The 15,383-nt window shown below is 70.9% G+C and carries 14 protein-coding genes; 6 read left to right on the forward strand and 8 right to left on the reverse strand.

Going from position 1 to position 15,383, the window contains the following annotated elements; genetic code table 11:
• The first annotated feature begins 150 nt into the window (after window positions 1-150).
• Window positions 151-1,158, forward strand: coding sequence for a fatty acid desaturase (locus ABZZ79_RS21485; RefSeq protein WP_356691015.1), 1,008 nt, complete (start codon window positions 151-153; stop codon window positions 1,156-1,158).
• Window positions 1,155-1,829 carry a TetR/AcrR family transcriptional regulator gene (locus ABZZ79_RS21490; protein WP_356691017.1) on the forward strand — a complete coding sequence of 225 codons (675 nt, stop codon included), beginning with the start codon at window positions 1,155-1,157 and terminating at the stop codon, window positions 1,827-1,829. The genes ABZZ79_RS21485 and ABZZ79_RS21490 overlap by 4 nt, the downstream gene beginning before the upstream one ends.
• 380 nt (window positions 1,830-2,209) lie before the next feature.
• Here the strand turns inward: ABZZ79_RS21490 and ABZZ79_RS21495 are convergent, their stop codons facing one another.
• The gene (locus ABZZ79_RS21495; protein WP_356691019.1) at window positions 2,210-3,040 is read right to left on the reverse strand and encodes a trans-aconitate 2-methyltransferase; all 831 of its coding nucleotides are present in this window, start codon (window positions 3,038-3,040) and stop codon (window positions 2,210-2,212) included.
• A 104-nt stretch (window positions 3,041-3,144) separates the two neighbouring features.
• Between ABZZ79_RS21495 and tamR the strand changes: the two genes are divergently transcribed.
• Window positions 3,145-3,642, forward strand: a complete 498-nt coding sequence (gene tamR / locus ABZZ79_RS21500) for a MarR family transcriptional regulator TamR (RefSeq protein ID WP_356691021.1) — start codon at window positions 3,145-3,147, stop codon at window positions 3,640-3,642.
• Here tamR and ABZZ79_RS21505 read toward each other — a convergent pair.
• Entirely contained in the window at window positions 3,601-4,386 is a 786-nt protein-coding gene (locus ABZZ79_RS21505) for a response regulator transcription factor (protein ID WP_356691023.1), read from the reverse strand. The genes tamR and ABZZ79_RS21505 overlap by 42 nt on opposite strands.
• Before the next feature lie 256 nt (window positions 4,387-4,642).
• Between ABZZ79_RS21505 and ABZZ79_RS21510 the strand changes: the two genes are divergently transcribed.
• Window positions 4,643-5,098: a GNAT family N-acetyltransferase gene (locus ABZZ79_RS21510; RefSeq protein ID WP_356691025.1), complete on the forward strand. Its 456-nt coding sequence runs from the start codon at window positions 4,643-4,645 to the stop codon at window positions 5,096-5,098.
• Window positions 5,099-5,177: 79 nt separating this feature from the next.
• On the opposite strand, the gene galK is transcribed toward ABZZ79_RS21510, so the two are convergent.
• From galK to galT, 3 genes are read right to left on the reverse strand one after another with little or no spacing between them, the layout of a single operon-like run.
• The gene (galK, locus tag ABZZ79_RS21515) at window positions 5,178-6,338 is read right to left on the reverse strand and encodes a galactokinase (RefSeq protein ID WP_356691027.1); all 1,161 of its coding nucleotides are present in this window, start codon (window positions 6,336-6,338) and stop codon (window positions 5,178-5,180) included.
• Complete coding sequence (galE, locus tag ABZZ79_RS21520; protein ID WP_356691029.1) at window positions 6,339-7,301, reverse strand: UDP-glucose 4-epimerase GalE; 963 nt, start codon at window positions 7,299-7,301, stop codon at window positions 6,339-6,341.
• The gene (gene galT / locus ABZZ79_RS21525; RefSeq protein WP_356691031.1) at window positions 7,298-8,359 is read right to left on the reverse strand and encodes a galactose-1-phosphate uridylyltransferase; all 1,062 of its coding nucleotides are present in this window, start codon (window positions 8,357-8,359) and stop codon (window positions 7,298-7,300) included. The genes galE and galT overlap by 4 nt, the downstream gene beginning before the upstream one ends.
• A gap of 137 nt (window positions 8,360-8,496) precedes the next feature.
• Here galT and ABZZ79_RS21530 point away from each other — a divergent pair, with 137 nt between their 5' ends.
• Both ABZZ79_RS21530 and ABZZ79_RS21535 read left to right on the forward strand, forming a co-directional pair.
• The gene (locus ABZZ79_RS21530; protein ID WP_356691033.1) at window positions 8,497-10,194 is read left to right on the forward strand and encodes a sodium:solute symporter family protein; all 1,698 of its coding nucleotides are present in this window, start codon (window positions 8,497-8,499) and stop codon (window positions 10,192-10,194) included.
• 29 nt (window positions 10,195-10,223) lie between these two features.
• Window positions 10,224-10,586 (forward strand): hypothetical protein, encoded by a 363-nt coding sequence (locus ABZZ79_RS21535; RefSeq protein ID WP_356691035.1) that lies wholly within the window; start codon window positions 10,224-10,226, stop codon window positions 10,584-10,586.
• Window positions 10,587-10,693: 107 nt separating this feature from the next.
• Here ABZZ79_RS21535 and ABZZ79_RS21540 read toward each other — a convergent pair whose 3' ends face one another.
• From ABZZ79_RS21540 to ABZZ79_RS21550, 3 genes are all read right to left on the reverse strand, one after another.
• The gene (locus ABZZ79_RS21540; RefSeq protein ID WP_356691037.1) at window positions 10,694-11,380 is read right to left on the reverse strand and encodes a LuxR C-terminal-related transcriptional regulator; all 687 of its coding nucleotides are present in this window, start codon (window positions 11,378-11,380) and stop codon (window positions 10,694-10,696) included.
• 256 nt (window positions 11,381-11,636) lie between these two features.
• Complete coding sequence (locus ABZZ79_RS21545) at window positions 11,637-13,445, reverse strand: PQQ-binding-like beta-propeller repeat protein (protein ID WP_356691039.1); 1,809 nt, start codon at window positions 13,443-13,445, stop codon at window positions 11,637-11,639.
• A 94-nt stretch (window positions 13,446-13,539) separates the two neighbouring features.
• Window positions 13,540-15,378, reverse strand: a complete 1,839-nt coding sequence (locus ABZZ79_RS21550; protein ID WP_356691041.1) for a PQQ-binding-like beta-propeller repeat protein — start codon at window positions 15,376-15,378, stop codon at window positions 13,540-13,542.
• Window positions 15,379-15,383: the final 5 nt, after the last annotated feature.

Raw genomic sequence — 15,383 nt, forward strand, 5'->3', positions numbered from 1 at the left:
AGGTGGACGCGCAGGTTCGGGGGCTCTTGCCGCCGGGCCGGGCGCTGCCATACTTACGACGCCGTAGGTTACGGGACCGTAGGAACACCTGCCCGGTTCCGGCCGCCCGGTATCCGCTCTCATCACCCTCGACCCCACAGGGGATGCCCCATGACCGCGAGTTCCGATGTGATCGAAGACGCCCCGGAGGCCTCCGGCAGTCCGATGCCCTCCGCGACGCTCGGCGGGGAGCAGAAACGCTCGATCGAGCAGATCGCTCTGCTGCTGTTCATCGCCGTTCCTTTCGTGGCGCTGGTGGCGGCGGTGCCGCTGGCCTGGGGGTGGGGGGTGAGCTGGCTGGATCTGGGTCTGCTGGTCTTCTTCTACTACCTGGGCTGTCACGGCATCACGATCGGTTTCCACCGGCATTTCACGCATGGTTCGTTCAAGGCGAAGCGGCCTTTGAAGATCGCGTTGGCGATCGCGGGGTCGATGGCGGTGGAGGGCCCGCTGGTGCGGTGGGTGGCCGACCATCGCAAGCATCACAAGTTCTCCGACGCGGAGGGTGACCCGCATTCGCCGTGGCGGTACGGCGAGACGCTCCCGGCGCTGATGAAGGGGCTGTGGTGGGCGCACATCGGCTGGCTGTTCGACGAGGAGCAGACGTCGCAGGAGAAGTACGCGCCCGATCTGATCAAGGACCCGGCGCTGCGGGCGGTCTCGCGGCAGTTCGTGCTGTGGACGCTCCTGTCGCTGGCGCTGCCGCCGCTGATCGGCGGTCTGGTGACGATGTCCTGGTGGGGCGCGTTCACGGCGTTCTTCTGGGGTTCGCTGGTGCGGGTGGCGCTGCTGCATCACGTGACGTGGTCGATCAACTCGATCTGTCACGCGGTGGGCAAGCGGCCGTTCAAGTCGCGGGACCGTTCGGGCAACGTGTGGTGGCTGGCGGTGCTGTCGTGCGGTGAGTCGTGGCACAACCTGCACCACGCGGACCCGACGTCGGCGCGGCACGGTGTGATGCGCGGGCAGGTGGATTCGAGTGCCCGGCTGATCCGCTGGTTCGAGCTGGCGGGGTGGGCGTACGACGTGCGCTGGCCGTCACGCTCGCGTATCGATTCGCGCCGCAACACCGACGAGGGCGGTTCCCGGCGCCGGAAGGCGACCGCTGAGGCGGCATGATTGACGCCGTGGCGACCGACTCCAGCAGTTCCAGCAACGACAAGCCGCGGCGGACGCGCCGCACCCGGATGACCGGTGCGGAGCGCCGCCAGCAGTTGCTGGAGATCGGGCGCACCCTGTTCGCGTCGAAGGGGTTCGAGGGCACGTCGGTGGAGGAGATCGCGGCCAAGGCCGGGGTCTCCAAGCCGGTGGTGTACGAGCACTTCGGCGGGAAGGAGGGGCTGTACGCGGTGGTGGTGGACCGCGAGATGCGGCGGCTGCTGGACATGGTGACGGGCTCGTTGACGGCCGGCCATCCGCGGGAGTTGCTGGAGCAGGCGGCGTTCGCGCTGCTGGACTACATCGAGGAGTCGACGGACGGTTTCCGCATTCTGGTGCGGGACTCCCCCATTCCGCAGTCGACGGGTTCGTTCGCCTCGCTGATCTCCGACATCGCCACCCAGGTGGAGGACATCCTGGGGCGTGAGTTCAAGAGCCGCGGTTTCGATCCGAAGCTGGCCCCGCTGTACGCCCAGGCGCTGGTGGGGATGGTCGCGCTGACCGGGCAGTGGTGGCTGGAGGTGCGCCGTCCGAAGAAGTCCGAGGTGGCCGCGCATCTGGTGAATCTGGCGTGGCACGGGCTGGACGGGCTGGAGCAGAAGCCGCGGTTGATCGGGCATCGCCGGAGCTGAGCGCTCCGCTGGGTTTGGCTGGGGGTGCCGGGTGCCCTGTGCCGTTGTGCGCGGGGTGTCGGGGCGGCTGGGCTGTCTCGGGGTCCGTGGCCGGGCGGGCCGACTGGGCCGTCTCGGGGTCCGTGGGCGGGTGCCGCGCCGTCTGGGTTCGGTCGCGCAGTTCCCCGCGCCCCTTCAAGGCGTCTTCGGCACAGCCGCGTAGCACTGGGGGCGGCGGGCCGTCTGGGCTGTCTCGGGGTCCGTGGGCGGGTGCCGCGCCGTCTGGGTCGGTCGCGCAGTTCCCCGCGCCCCTTCAGGGGGTCTTCGGCGCAGCCGCGTGGCACTGACGGCGCCGCGCCGACTGGGCCGGTTCAGGGGTCTGGGTCGTTCCCCGCGTCCCTTCAGGGGGTCTTCGGCGCAGCGGCGTGGTTCTGGGGGCGGCGGGCCGTTGCGAAGACGCGGCGGAAGGGGAAGGCCGTTCCTTGGTGCGTCGCCGGGTATGCCGTGCGCAGGGCCTCGCGGTAGTCGCGCAGGAAGGTGTCGCGGGCCTCGGGGTCGTCGGCGAGCGCGGTGAGGATCGGGCGCAGGCCGGTGCCCTTGACCCAGTCGAGGACGGGGTCCTCGCCTTGCAGCAGGTGGATGTACGTCGTCTCCCAGGCGTCCGTCTCGCAGCCCAGGGCGGTCAGGCGGGTCAGGTAGGCGGTGGGGGTGAGGACGGCTTCGTCGTGGCGGAGGGTGCCGTCGAGGCCGTGGCGGTGGGCGAGCTCGCGCATGAGGCGGTGGCTCGGGGCGTCGAAGTTGCCGGGGACCTGGAAGGCGAGGGTGCCGCCGGGGGCGAGTGCGGCGATCCAGTCGGCGAAGCGCTCGGCGTGGCCGGGGACCCACTGGAGTGTGGCGTTGCTGATGATCAGGTCGTAGGGCTCCTCGGGTGTCCAGGTGCGCGCGTCGGCGTGGGCGAAGTCGAGGCGGCCGCCGCCGGGGGTGGGGCCTTCGTGCTCGGTGTGGGCCTTGTCGAGCATCTCGGCGGAGTTGTCGTAGCCGGTGATGTGGGCGCGCGGCCAGCGTTCGGCGAGCAGGGCGGTGACGTTGCCGGGGCCGCAGCCGAGGTCGGCGATGCGGGGGCGGTCCTCGGCCGGGAGGTCGGGGACGCGGGCGAGGAGGTCGGTGAAGGGGCGGGCGCGGTGGCCGGCGTGGCGCAGGTACTGCGCGGGGTCCCAGGTCGGTGTGGTCATGGGTTCCACTGTCCCCCCATGATTATCTTGACGTCAAGAGACTTCACGTCAAGAGACTTCACGTCAAGAGACTTCACATCGACACAACCACTACACTGATCGTCATGGAGGACGAGGTCGATCGGCTGGTTGCAGCGTGGCGCCGGGAGCGCCCGGACCTCGACGTGGAACCACTTGAGGTCCTGAGCCGGGTGAGCCGGCTGGCCCGGCATCTGGACCGGGCGCGCCGGCTGGCGTTCTCCGAGCACAGCCTGGAGCCCTGGGAGTTCGACGTGCTGACCGCGCTCAGGCGCGCGGGATCGCCGTACCAGCTCTCACCGGGGCAGCTGCTGACGCAGACCCTGGTCACCTCCGGCACGATGACCAACCGCATCGACCGGCTCGCCAAGAAAGGCCTCGTCGAACGGCTGCCCGACCCCAGCGACCGGCGCGGTGTGCTGGTACGGCTCACCGCGGAGGGCCGCGACCGCGCCGATCAGGCCCTGGCCGGACTGCTCGACCAGGAGCGGGCGATCCTCGCCGAGCTCTCCCGCGCCCAGCGCGGTGAACTGGCCGCGCTGCTACGCCAGCTGACCGCCCCGTTCGACAACATCCCCGGTTAGGTCGGCAGGGCCGACCCCGGCCCTGCGGGCGAGCGCGACGGCTGCGAGGGTGGAGTGGACGCCCAGCTTGCCGAGGACGTTCTGCATATGGGTGCGCACGGTGTGCGGGCTCAGGAAGAGCCGCTCGGCGACCGCCTTGCGGCCGAGCCCCGCGACCATGCACCGCAGCACCTCGCGCTCGCGCGGGGTGAGGGACTCCACCAGGCGTTCGCTCTCGGTGCGGTGCTTGCGGGCCGCCGTCAGCTCGCGCAGCACCCCGGTCAGCAGGGCGGGTGGCAGATGCGTCTCGTCGCGCAGCACCCCCCGGATGACGGTCAGCAGCCGCGACAGGGAGCAGTCCTTGGCGACCCAGCCGGACGCCCCGGCCTGGAGCGCGAGCGCCGCGCGCCGCGGGTCGTCCTTCTCTGCGAGCACGACGGTGCGTACGCCCGGCTGGGCGCCGCGTACCCCGGCGACCAGGGAGATCCCGTCGACGGTCCCCTCCTCGCCGCCGTCCGGCACGGACGCGACGGGCTGCACGGGCACCGCCGGCCGTATGCCGGGCATGGCTCCGCCGAGGTCGGCGTCGACGAGCAGGACGTCGTAGCGGCGCCCCTCGGCGGCCGCCCGCTCCAGGCAGCGCAGCGCGGCGGGGCCACTGCCGGCGGCGGAGACGTCGACATCGGGCTCGGCGGCCAGGGCGGCGGCGAGCGATTCGGCGAAGATGCGATGGTCGTCGACGACCAGGACTCGGATGCGTACCACGAAACCCCCTTCCCCACGCTCTCTCACGAGCAGGGGATGCCAAGGTCGGGAGAACTGTGACAGGCACGGGCACGACGCCCGGAGCGTCGCACCGCCACGGCCGCCGCCGTGCGGAAACAGCTACCCCCACTTCGGGCGTCGTACCCGACTGTCTCGCCCCCTGAACGGCACCGGCCCCCACCGGCGCTGTCCAACAGGGTACGGACGGGGAACGGCAGCGGAAGGCTATTTGCAGAACTGGCCGACGGAGGCGTTTATGGTGTGCCGCATGTTTCGTATCGAGGCGGAAGTCGACAAGGCCCGGCGCGATCTGCTCCGTTCACGTCTGCGCGACACCAACACGGCGGCCTCCCCGATCCTGCGCGCGCTGCGCGGCACCCCGCAGGAACGCGAGAACCCCCTGCACGTCTGGGCGTCGGACGCGGGGGGCGAGCTGGCGGGGGGTCTGGTCGGGCACACGTGGACGACCTGGCTGCACGTGGCCTATCTGTGGGTCGACGAGCGCCATCGCGGCACGGGGCTCGGCGGGCGGCTGCTGGCGGAGGCGGAGCGCATCGCGCGCGAGGGGCGCGGCTGCCGGGCCGCCCGGCTGGAGACCTGGGACTTCCAGGCGCCGGAGTTCTACCGGAAGCAGGGCTACGACGTGGTGTGCGTGATCCCCGACTATCCGCCGGGGATCACCGAGTACACCCTGGTCAAACGGCTGGGCTGAGCCGAGGCGCGCCGGTCGGACTGCGGGTCCGAGCCGACGCGCGCCGGTCACACAGCCGGGTCGAGCCGAAGCGCGCCGGTCACACGGCCGGGTCGAGCCGGCGCGCGCCCGGTGAGGGCACCGCCTCGAACACCCGAGGGGCCGTCAGTCCGGCCGCCGCGAAGGCCTCTTCGACGGCCTTGCCGATCGCCGCGACGTCCGCCGCCTCGACCAGCACGATCGCCGAGCCGCCGAAGCCGCCGCCGGTCATCCGGGCGCCGAGCGCGCCCGCGGCCACCGCCGTGTCTACGACCAGGTCCAGCTCGCGGCAGGAGACCTGGAAGTCGTCGCGCAGCGAGGCATGGCCCTCGGACAGGACCGGGCCGATGGCGCGGGTGTCGCCCGCCTCCAGCAGGGCCACCACGCGCTCCACGCGCCGGTTCTCGGTGACGACATGGCGCACCAGACGGCGCACCTCCTCGTCGTCGAGCCGTGCGAGGGCCTCGTCCAGGCCGTCGTGGGGGATGTCGCGCAGGGCGTCGACGCCGAGCTGGGCCGCGCCCTGCTCGCAGCCCGCGCGGCGCTTGCCGTACTCGCCCTCGTTGTGGGCGTGCTTGACGCGGGTGTCGACGACCAGCAGGCGCATGCCCTCGGCGGCCAGGTCGAAGGGGATCTGCTTCTGCGCCAGGTCACGGGTGTCGAGGAACAGCGCGTGGCCGTCCTCGCAGCAGGCGGACGCGGTCTGGTCCATGATGCCGGTGGGCGCGCCGACGTAGACGTTCTCGGCGCGCTGGCACAGGCGGGCCAGCTGCCACCGCTCCAGGCCGAGTTCGTACAGGTCGTTCAGGGCGAGCGCGACGACGACCTCAAGGGCCGCCGACGAGGACAGGCCGCCGCCCGACGGGACCGTCGAGGCGAGGTGGATGTCCGCGCCGGTGACCGGGTGCCCGGCCTCACGCAGCGCCCACACCACGCCCGCCACGTACGCGGTCCACTCCTTGTCCGACTCGGGCCGCAGCTCGTCCAGCCGCAGTTCGACTGCGTCGCCGCTGATGTCGGCCGAGTGCAGGCGCAGGACGCCGTCGGTGCGGCGGGAGACCGCGGCGACGGCGGTGTGCGGCAGCGCGAAGGGCATCACGAAGCCGTCGTTGTAGTCGGTGTGCTCGCCGATCAGATTGACCCGGCCGGGCGCCGACCAGATACCGTCGGGTGCGGCTCCGTACAGTGCGACGAAGCCGTCTCGAACCTCAACTGCGCCCACTTAGGACTCCCTTGCGATGTTCTGCGCGAACTGCCAGGCGTCGGCGACGATTCCGGCGAGGTCCGCGCGGGACGGGTTCCAGCCGAGCCGCTCGCGGGCGGTGTCGGCGGAGGCGACCAGGACCGCCGGGTCGCCGCCCCGGCGGGGCACCACGATCTCCGGGATCGGGTGCCCGGTGACCTGGCGCACGGTCTCGACGACCTGGCGCACGGAGAAGCCCTCGCCGTTGCCGAGATTGCAGATCAGGTGCTCGCCCGGGGTGGCGGCCGTCAGCGCGAGGAGGTGGGCCTCGGCGAGGTCGGCGACGTGGATGTAGTCGCGGACGCAGGTGCCGTCCGGGGTCGGGTAGTCGTCGCCGTAGACGGAGATGGCGTTCCGGCGGCCCTGCGCGACCTGGAGGACGAGCGGGATCAGGTGCGACTCGGGGTCGTGGCGCTCGCCGCAGGCGCCGTAGGCACCGGCGACGTTGAAGTAGCGCAGCGAGACCGCGCCCAGGCCGTGGGCGACCGCCTCGCCGGTGATCATGTGGTCGACGGCGAGCTTGGAGGCGCCGTAGGGGCTGGTGGGCCGGGTGGGGGCGCTCTCCCGGATCGGGACCTGCTCCGGCTCGCCGTAGGTGGCGGCGGTGGAGGAGAAGACGAGCTTGCGCACGCCCGCCTCGCGCATGGCGGTCAGCAGGGCCATGGTGCCGGCGACGTTGTTGTCCCAGTACTTCTCCGGCTTCACCACGGACTCGCCGACCTGCGAGGAGGCGGCGAAGTGCAGCACGGCGTCGAAGGAGTCGTCGAGCCACTTGGCGGCGTCGCGGATGTCGCCCTCGATGAAGGCGGCGCCCGCGGGGACGCCCTCGCGGAAGCCGGTGGAGAGGTTGTCGAGGACGGTGACCGCGTGGCCGGCCTCCAGCAGATGCTGGGCGACCACGCTGCCGACGTAACCCGCCCCACCCGTCACCAGGTACTTCATGAACTCGCTACCTCTCGCAGTCGCTCAGCCGCGCGCTCCGGCGGCACGTCGTTGATGAACACGCTCATGCCGGACTCGGAACCCGCGAGAAACTTCAGCTTGCCGGGAGTCCTTCGAATGGTGAAGAGCTCCAGGTGGAGTGCGAAGTCGTCGCGGTTGACGCCGTCGAACTCCTCCAGCGGCCCGAACGGCGCCTGGTGCCAGGCGGCGATGTAGGGCGTGGAAGGCGCACCTTCGCCGAAGATACGGTCGAAGCGCCTCAAGAGTTCCAGATACACCTTGGGGAACTCTGTGCGAGCGGCCTCGTCCAGGCCGAGCAGGTCCGGTACCCGGCGCTTGGGGTACAGGTGGACCTCGAAGGGCCAGTGGGCGGCGTAGGGGACGAACGCGACCCAGTGTTCACCCTCCAGGACGACCCGCTCACCGGCGAGTTCGCGCTCCAGGACGGCGTCGAAGAGGTTCTCGCCGCCGGTGGCGTCCTTGTGCGCGGCCGCCTGGCGCAGCATCAGGGCGGTACGGGGCGTGGTGAAGGGGTAGCCGTAGATCTGCCCGTGGGGATGCTGAAGCGTCACACCGATCTCGGCGCCCCGGTTCTCGAAGCAGAACACCTGCTCCACGGAGGGCAGATGAGACAGCTCCGACGTGCGGTCGGTCCAGGCCTCCAGGACGAGGCGTGCCTGTTCCTCGGTGAGGTCGGCGAAGGACGAGGTGTGGTCGGAGGTGAAGCAGACCACTTCGCAGCGTCCGTAGTCGCCGGCGAGGGAGGGGAAGCGGTTCTCGAACACCACGACGTCGTAGGAGGAGTCGGGGATCTCGCTGAGCCGCTCGCCCTGCGAGGGGCACAGGGGGCATTCGTCGGCGGGCGGGTGGTAGGTACGGCCCTGCCGATGGGAGGCGACCGCGATCGTGTCGCCGAGCAGCGGGTCGCGGCGTACCTCCGAAGTGGTGACCGTGGGCTCCAGCGGGCGGCGGTCCACCGCGTCGCGTACCGAGTCGTCCCGCAGGTCGTAGTAGATCAGCTCACGACCGTCGGCCAGCCGGGTCGAGGTCTTCTTCACCGCGACTCTCCATCCGTACAAGGGCAAAGCTTCGCACTAGGGCAAAGCTTCCAACAGAACCGAACACATCAAAGCACAAACCCACACGCCAGTCACCACCACAACCGAACAAAGAACACCACACAGGTGAGGTACGGATGCCCATTCCCCCACAGCAAAGCCACCTCGTCCCGCTCGCGGCCGAACTGCGGCTCCCCACGAACTGGCTCGACTACACGATCCTGGCGATCTACTTCGTGGTCGTCCTCGGGATCGGCTTCGCCGCACGCCGCTCGGTGAAGACCACCCTCGACTTCTTCCTGTCGGGGCGCTCCCTGCCCGCCTGGGTCACCGGGCTCGCGTTCATCTCGGCCAACCTGGCCGCGACCGAGATCCTCGGCATGGCGGCCAACAGCGCCCAGTACGGCGCCTACACCGTCCACTGGTACTGGATCGGCGCCATCCCGGCCATGGTCTTCCTGGGCCTGGTGATGATGCCGTTCTACTACGGCAGCAAGGTCCGCTCGGTGCCGGAGTTCCTGCTGCTGCGCTTCGACCGCTGGGCGCATCTGCTCAGTTCTGTCCTGTTCGCCTTCGCGGCCATCCTGATCGCCGGGGTGAACCTCTACGCCCTCGCGATCGTCGTCGAGGCCCTGCTGGGCTGGCCGCAGTGGGTGGCCATCGTCGTCGCCGGCTTCTTCGTGCTCGCCTACATCACCCTCGGCGGCCTGTCCTCGGCGATCTACAACGAGGTGCTCCAGTTCTTCGTGATCCTGGCGGCCCTGATCCCGATCACCGTGCTCGCCCTGAAGAAGACCGGCGGCTGGGACGGCCTGAGCGACACCCTCACCGAGAGCCACGGCTCGGACTTCGTCACCGCCTGGGGCGGCACCGGCATCGGCAGCGACAACCCGCTCGGCGCCAACTGGCTGACGATCGTCCTCGGCCTCGGCTTCGTCCTCTCCTTCGGCTACTGGACGACGAACTTCGCCGAGGTGCAGCGCGCGCTGTCCGCCAAGAACCTCTCCGCCGCCCAGCGCACCCCGCTCATCGCGGCGTATCCGAAGATCTTCATCGTCTTCCTGGTGATGATCCCGGGCCTGGCGGCCGCCGCCCTGGTCCCGGGCTTCGGCACCGAGGAATCGGGCTACCAGTACAACGACGCCATCCCCTATCTGATGCAGGACCTGCTGCCCAACGGTGTGCTCGGCATCGCCGTGACCGGTCTGCTGGCCGCCTTCATGGCGGGCATGGCGGCCAACGTGTCGTCCTTCAACACGGTGTTCACCACCGACATCTGGGCCAAGTACGTCGTCACGGACCGTGAGGACGGCTACTACGTCCGCTTCGGCCGGCTGATCACCGCGGTCGGCGTGCTGGCGTCGATCGGCACGGCGTTCCTCGCCTCGTCCTTCTCGAACATCATGAGCTACCTCCAGACGCTGTTCTCCTTCTTCAACGTGCCGATGTTCGTGGTCTTCATCATCGGCATGTTCTGGAAGCGGGCGTCGATGCGATCGGGCTTCTGGGGGCTGCTCGCCGGGACGACGGCCGCGATGGTGAACTACTTCGTCCTCTACAAGCAGGACATCATCTCCATCCCCACCGACCAGGGCGCCAACTTCGTCTCCGCCATCGCGGGCTTCGTGGCCGGCGCCGTGGTGATGTTCGCCGTCTCCCTGTTCACCGCGCCCAAACCGGATGAGGACCTTCAGGGCCTGGTGTACGGCACCCGCTCCCCCGGCATGGCCGAGCCGCCCGCCGCGGGCGACGACGCCTGGTACCGCAAACCGGCGCTGCTCGGCTGGGGCGCGGTGATCCTGGCGGCCGCCTGCTACATCCCGTTCTCGTTCTAGCGGCATCCTGATCAGGAGGTGGAAAGACCATGTCCGAGCACCACGGATACTCCGAGAAGGACGTCCAGCGGGAAGTCACCGACCTGGAGGGGCTGTCGACGACGGCCGCCCAGCTGTTCGACATCCGGCGGATCATCGGCGTGCTGTTCGTGATCTACGGCGTCATCGTCACGATCGCGGGCATCACCGTCTCCGACGCCGACCTCGACAAGGCCGAGGGCATCAACATCAACCTGTGGACCGGCCTGGGCATGCTGCTGCTCGGCCTGTTCTTCCTGGCCTGGCTGAAGCTGCGCCCGACGGCCCCGCCGCCGCCCGGCGCGGAGCCGGAGGCCGGCGGGGAGACGAAGGACGGCGGGGAACCGGAAGGCGGCGGGGAACCGCGGGAGTAGCGGCGGCAGCCGGTCGGCGGGGCGGGCGTTCCGCGTGACCGGCGCCCGCTGCGGCGTGCACTACGGCGGCACTACGGCGGGCGCTGCCAGGGTCTGTCGGGCAGGCCCTAGTCGTGTGAGGGGCCCGGCGCCGGGCCCGCGCGGTCCAGCAGGCCCGTGCGGGCCGCCAGCGCGGCCGCCTCCAGACGGGAGCCGACGCCCAGCTTCATCAGGACCCGCTGGACATGGGTGCGCGCGGTGGACGGGGCGATGCCCATCCCGGCCGCGATCAGCCGGGTGTCCTCCCCGTCCGCGACCCGCACCAGCACCTCGACCTCCCTCGGCGTCAGCATCTCCAGCAGCCGCCGGCCCTCGTCGTCGGGCTGGGCCGCCGGATTGAGCAGCTCGCTGAACGCGCCCTGGAGCAACTGCGGGGCGACCGCCGCCTCCCCCTGCCGGGCCTTGATGATCGCCCGTTCGACCCCCTCGATGCGCTCGTCATGGCGCACGTACCCCGAGGCGCCCGCGGCGAAGGCCGCCGCGATCCCGCGCGGGCTGGGCACCGGGCCCAGCACCAGCACCGCCACCTGCGGGCGCTCCTGCTTGATCTTCACCACCGGGTCGAAGGCGCCCGGCTCGGCCGGTGTGCCCGTCCCCAGCAGGCACACCTCCGGCGCCCGCGCGATCACCAGTTCCGCGGCGCCCGCCGCGGGCGCCGCCGCCGCGAGCACCCGGTGCCCGCGCAGCTTCAGTGCCGAGGCCAGCGCCTCGGCCAGCAAACGGTGGTCGTCGACCACCATGAGCCGCACTCCCATCGAGACCCCCCAGTCCCCCTGGACGCCCCGTGGGTCCCCAAGGTCCCCTCGGACAGGCCCCGATCACCGGGGCCCCGGCGTCCCCGCCCTCACCTGCACCCGGAAGCTACACGCTTGTTCGACGTTGCGCTCCCCCTACTCGTGAGAAGTGCCCCGGATCGCCGAAATTCCTCTCATTCGACGGTGTTGCACGACAACGCGCCGGACCCCGCCCCTGAACAGGGACGGGGTCCGGCGCACGATCGCCCGGCGGGGCTCAGCTCGTGCCGAAGGCGATGAAGAGGTAGTCGGGCTCCCCGGAGATCGAGCCCAGGCTGCTGGCGTAGACGTCCGCCATGAACAGCCGGCCCCCGGCGAACTTGATCTCGGCGCTGCTGGGCAGGAAGCGGGACTCCGCGTCACGGATCTTCTGGTCGCCGGGGTTCTCCAGCAGCTTCGTCTGCTTGAAGGAGCCTCCGTCGATGCTCACGACCTGGCCGCCATTGTCGTAGGGCGGGGTCTTGTACGCGATCAGGTTCGGGCCGTCCATGCGCAGCGGCACCAGCGCGTAGTCGTCACCGGCGTCCGCGCGCTGGCCGGTCTCCTTGCCGGTGGCCAGGTCGAAGGCGACGATCTCGTTGGTGTCGCTGTACTCGGTGGCGCCGTCGTGCTCCTTGGTCGGCAGGTACAGCCGGTCGTTGCCGACGACCACGCCCGAGCAGTCCTCGACCTGGGAGATGCCGTCGCAATCGACGGAGTACTGGTCGTCGGGGGCCGCGATGTGGTTGCGCAGCTTGCCGGTCTTGTTGTCGATGGCGAAGAAGTCCAGGATGCGGGCGGAGTCACCGCTGGAGTCGCCGACCTCGGCGGCCACCACCAGGGGATCGGTGGAGACGATGCTGGCGTACTCGATGCCCTCGGCCATCTTGTACTCGGAGACGACCTTGCCGGACTTCTGGTCGATGGTCTGCACATGCAGCGTGCGGTTGCCGTACTGGCCGCACTTGCGCAGCGCGACCAGCTTGGGGCCGCCGCCGTACCCGGCGTCGTAGCAGGTGTCGGTCGGCTTCGGGGACCACAGGGCGTCGCCCGAGGCCAGGTCGAAGGCGGCGCCGCCGCTGGTGCTGCCCACGGCGACCGTGGAGCCGCTGACCGTGACGTTGTCCCAGGAGATGTCCGAGTCACCGAGCTGGGCGGTCTTCGTCCACAGCTTGGTGCCGGCCGCCAGGTCGATCGCGGCGAGCTGACTGCAGCCCTCGGAGGAGTTCTTGGCGGGCATCCTCGGCTGGAAGACGACGGCCACCTTGTTGCCGTCGCCGACGAACCGGCTGGCGTGGCACACCGGGCCGGGCAGTTCGACCGTCCACTTCTCGGTGCCCTTGTCGAGGTCGTAGCCGACGATCTGCGCGATGCCGCTCTTGGCGTACACGCTGTCGGTCAGCCAGGAGCCCTCGACGACGATCGTGTCGTCCTCGCCCACCTTCGGCATCGGCACCTGGAAGAGCACCTTGGAGGCCGGGTCGGAGGGCACCTTCTCGGCGGCCTCGCCGGTGGTGGTACCGCCCTGCTTGTCGTCGTCGCCGCCACCGCCGCCGGTGGTGCCGCCGCTGGACTTCGAGGTGTCGTCCTTGCCGCCCTTGTCGCCGGAGCCCGCGTACCAGATGCCGCCGCCGATGATCAGCGCGATGGCCACGACCGCCGCACCGATGATCCCCAGCTGGGCGTTGATCCGCCGTCCGCCGGACGGCTGCGCGGCCGGGGCCATCGGGACCGTCGCCTGCGGATAGCCGTAGCCCTGCGGGTAGGCACCCTGCTGGGGCTGGGTGTACGGGTTGGGCTGGCCGGGCTGGCCGCCGTAGGGGCCCGGCTGCTGGCCGGGGTAGCCGTACCCGGGCTGGGGCTGCGGCGCGGTCTGCGGGTAGCCGTAGCCCGGCTGGGGCTGGGGCGGCTGGGGCTGCCCGTAGCCCCCGGGCTGCGGGGCCGGACCTGCCGGGGGCGCCTGCGGCGGCTGCGGGGCGCCGAAACCGGGCTGCTGGGGCGGCTGGTCCTGCGGCGGCGGGCCGGGCGGCGGGGGCGGGGTGCTCATGGTGTGCGTACCTCGATGGGACGGGAGCGGAAGCGGGCAGGGGCGGCGGATGATCGTGCGCGAGCCGGGGGCCGGCGGGGCCGGCCCCGCCGGGTCACTTGCCGAAGACGATCATCAGCTTCTCCTGGTCCTGGTCATTGCCGGTGAGCCGGGTCGACGACAGGTACAGCCGCCCGTCCGTCCACTCCAGGTCGCGCGAGAAGAAGCTGTCCTCGATGTCGGCGACGCTCCCGGGGTTCTGCAGCAGCGTCGTCGGCTCGTGCGCGGTGCCCGCGGCCGGGATCGACACGACCTGGCCGCCCTCCTCGTACGAGGGCTCCACGTAGGCGATCAGATTGCCGCCCTCCGCCTTCAGCGGCAGCACCGACTCCTCGGTGGGGGACTTCACCCGCCACTTCTCCTTGCCGGTGGCCAGGCTGATCGCGAGGATCTCGTTGGCGCTGCCGGTGGCCTCGGTGGGCAGGTAGAGCATGTCGCCGCCGACGGCGACGCCCTGACAGCCGGTCAGGTCACGCTGGAGGATGGCCCAGCCGCAGTCGGGGGCGATGGACTCCTTGGTGTCGACCTGGGAGCGGACCTTGCCGGTGGCCGTGAACGTGGCGATGTTCCACGTCTTGTCGTCCTCGTTCTCGCTGTAGACCACCAGCGGGTCGAGGGACAGGGTCCGGTTGATCCGGTAGCCCTTGTCGTACTTGAACGTCCACTTGACCTGGCCGGTCTTCGGGTCGAGCTCCTGGAGCTCCTCGTGCTCGGTCGGGGTGCCGGCGCCGCAGGAGGCGACGGAGATCAGCCGGGTGCCGCCCGCGAACGCGGTCGGGTAGCAGGAGTCGCCGTACTTCTTCTTCTCGTACAGCTTCTTGCCGGTCCCGGCGTCGTACGCCACGCCCGACTGCGAGCGGCCCACCAGCAGCGTGTCGCCGGCCAGCGACAGCTCGATCGTGATCGCGCTGTCGAACAGGGCGCCGTCCGCGACCTCGGCGGTCCAGCCCTTCTCGCCGGTGGCGAGGTCGATCTGCTGGAGCTGGTTGCACTTGGCGCGGTCGCTGGCGCCGCTCATGTACGCCACGACGATCTTCTCGTCGGCGGACTTCTGCGGGGTCGTCGCGCAGATCTTCTGCGGGAGGGTGATCGGGTCCCAGGCCGGGGCGCCGTCACCGACGTTGTAGGCGAAGACCTGCTTGTACGCCGCCTTGACCGCGGTCTTGTCGTTGATCCACATGCCGGGGGCGTCGGCGCCGGAACCGGGCGCGTCGGGCGCCTCCTTGTACCAGAGCACCTTCGCCTCGCCGGGCTTGCGGCCCTCGTTGAGGTTCTCCGGGTCCTCGCCGCCGTCACCGCCGCCGTCACCGCCGCCGTCACCGGGGTTGACCGGGGTGTCCGACGCGGACGGCTTGTCGTCGTCGCTCTGCTGGGCGACCGGCTTCTTGTCCTTGTCCTTGTCGTCGCCACCGCTCGTCACCGCGAACACCGTGCCGCCGACGACGAGCAGAGCGGCCACCGCCGCTCCGACGATCACCGCGGGCCTGCCCTTGAAGGGGTTGCGGGAGCCGCCGCCGGGCGGCGGGGGCACCGGCGCGCCCGGGTACTGGGGCTGCTGCGGGTAGCCGTAGCCGGGCTGCGGGGCGTACGGGCCGGGCTGCTGGGGCTGGCCGTAAGGACCGGGCTGGCCGTAGGGGCCGGGCTGCTGCGGCTGGGTGTACGGCCCCGGCTGCTGCGGCTGGCCGTACGGGCCCGGCTGGGCGTAGGGGCCGGGCTGGGCGTAGGGGCCCGGCTGCTGCGGGTAGCCGTAACCGGGCTGCGGGGCCGGTGGGGTCTGAGGCGGCTGGGCCGGCTGCTGCGGCGGTGGCTGGGGCGCGCCGAAGCCGCCGCCCTGCGGCTGGTTCTGCGGTGCTCCGAAACCGCCCTGCGGCGGCTGATCGGGCGGCTGAGTCATCAGCG

Origin of the sequence: Streptomyces sp. NPDC006458, from assembly GCF_040612135.1 — a bacterium.
Lineage (GTDB): Bacteria > Actinomycetota > Actinomycetes > Streptomycetales > Streptomycetaceae > Streptomyces.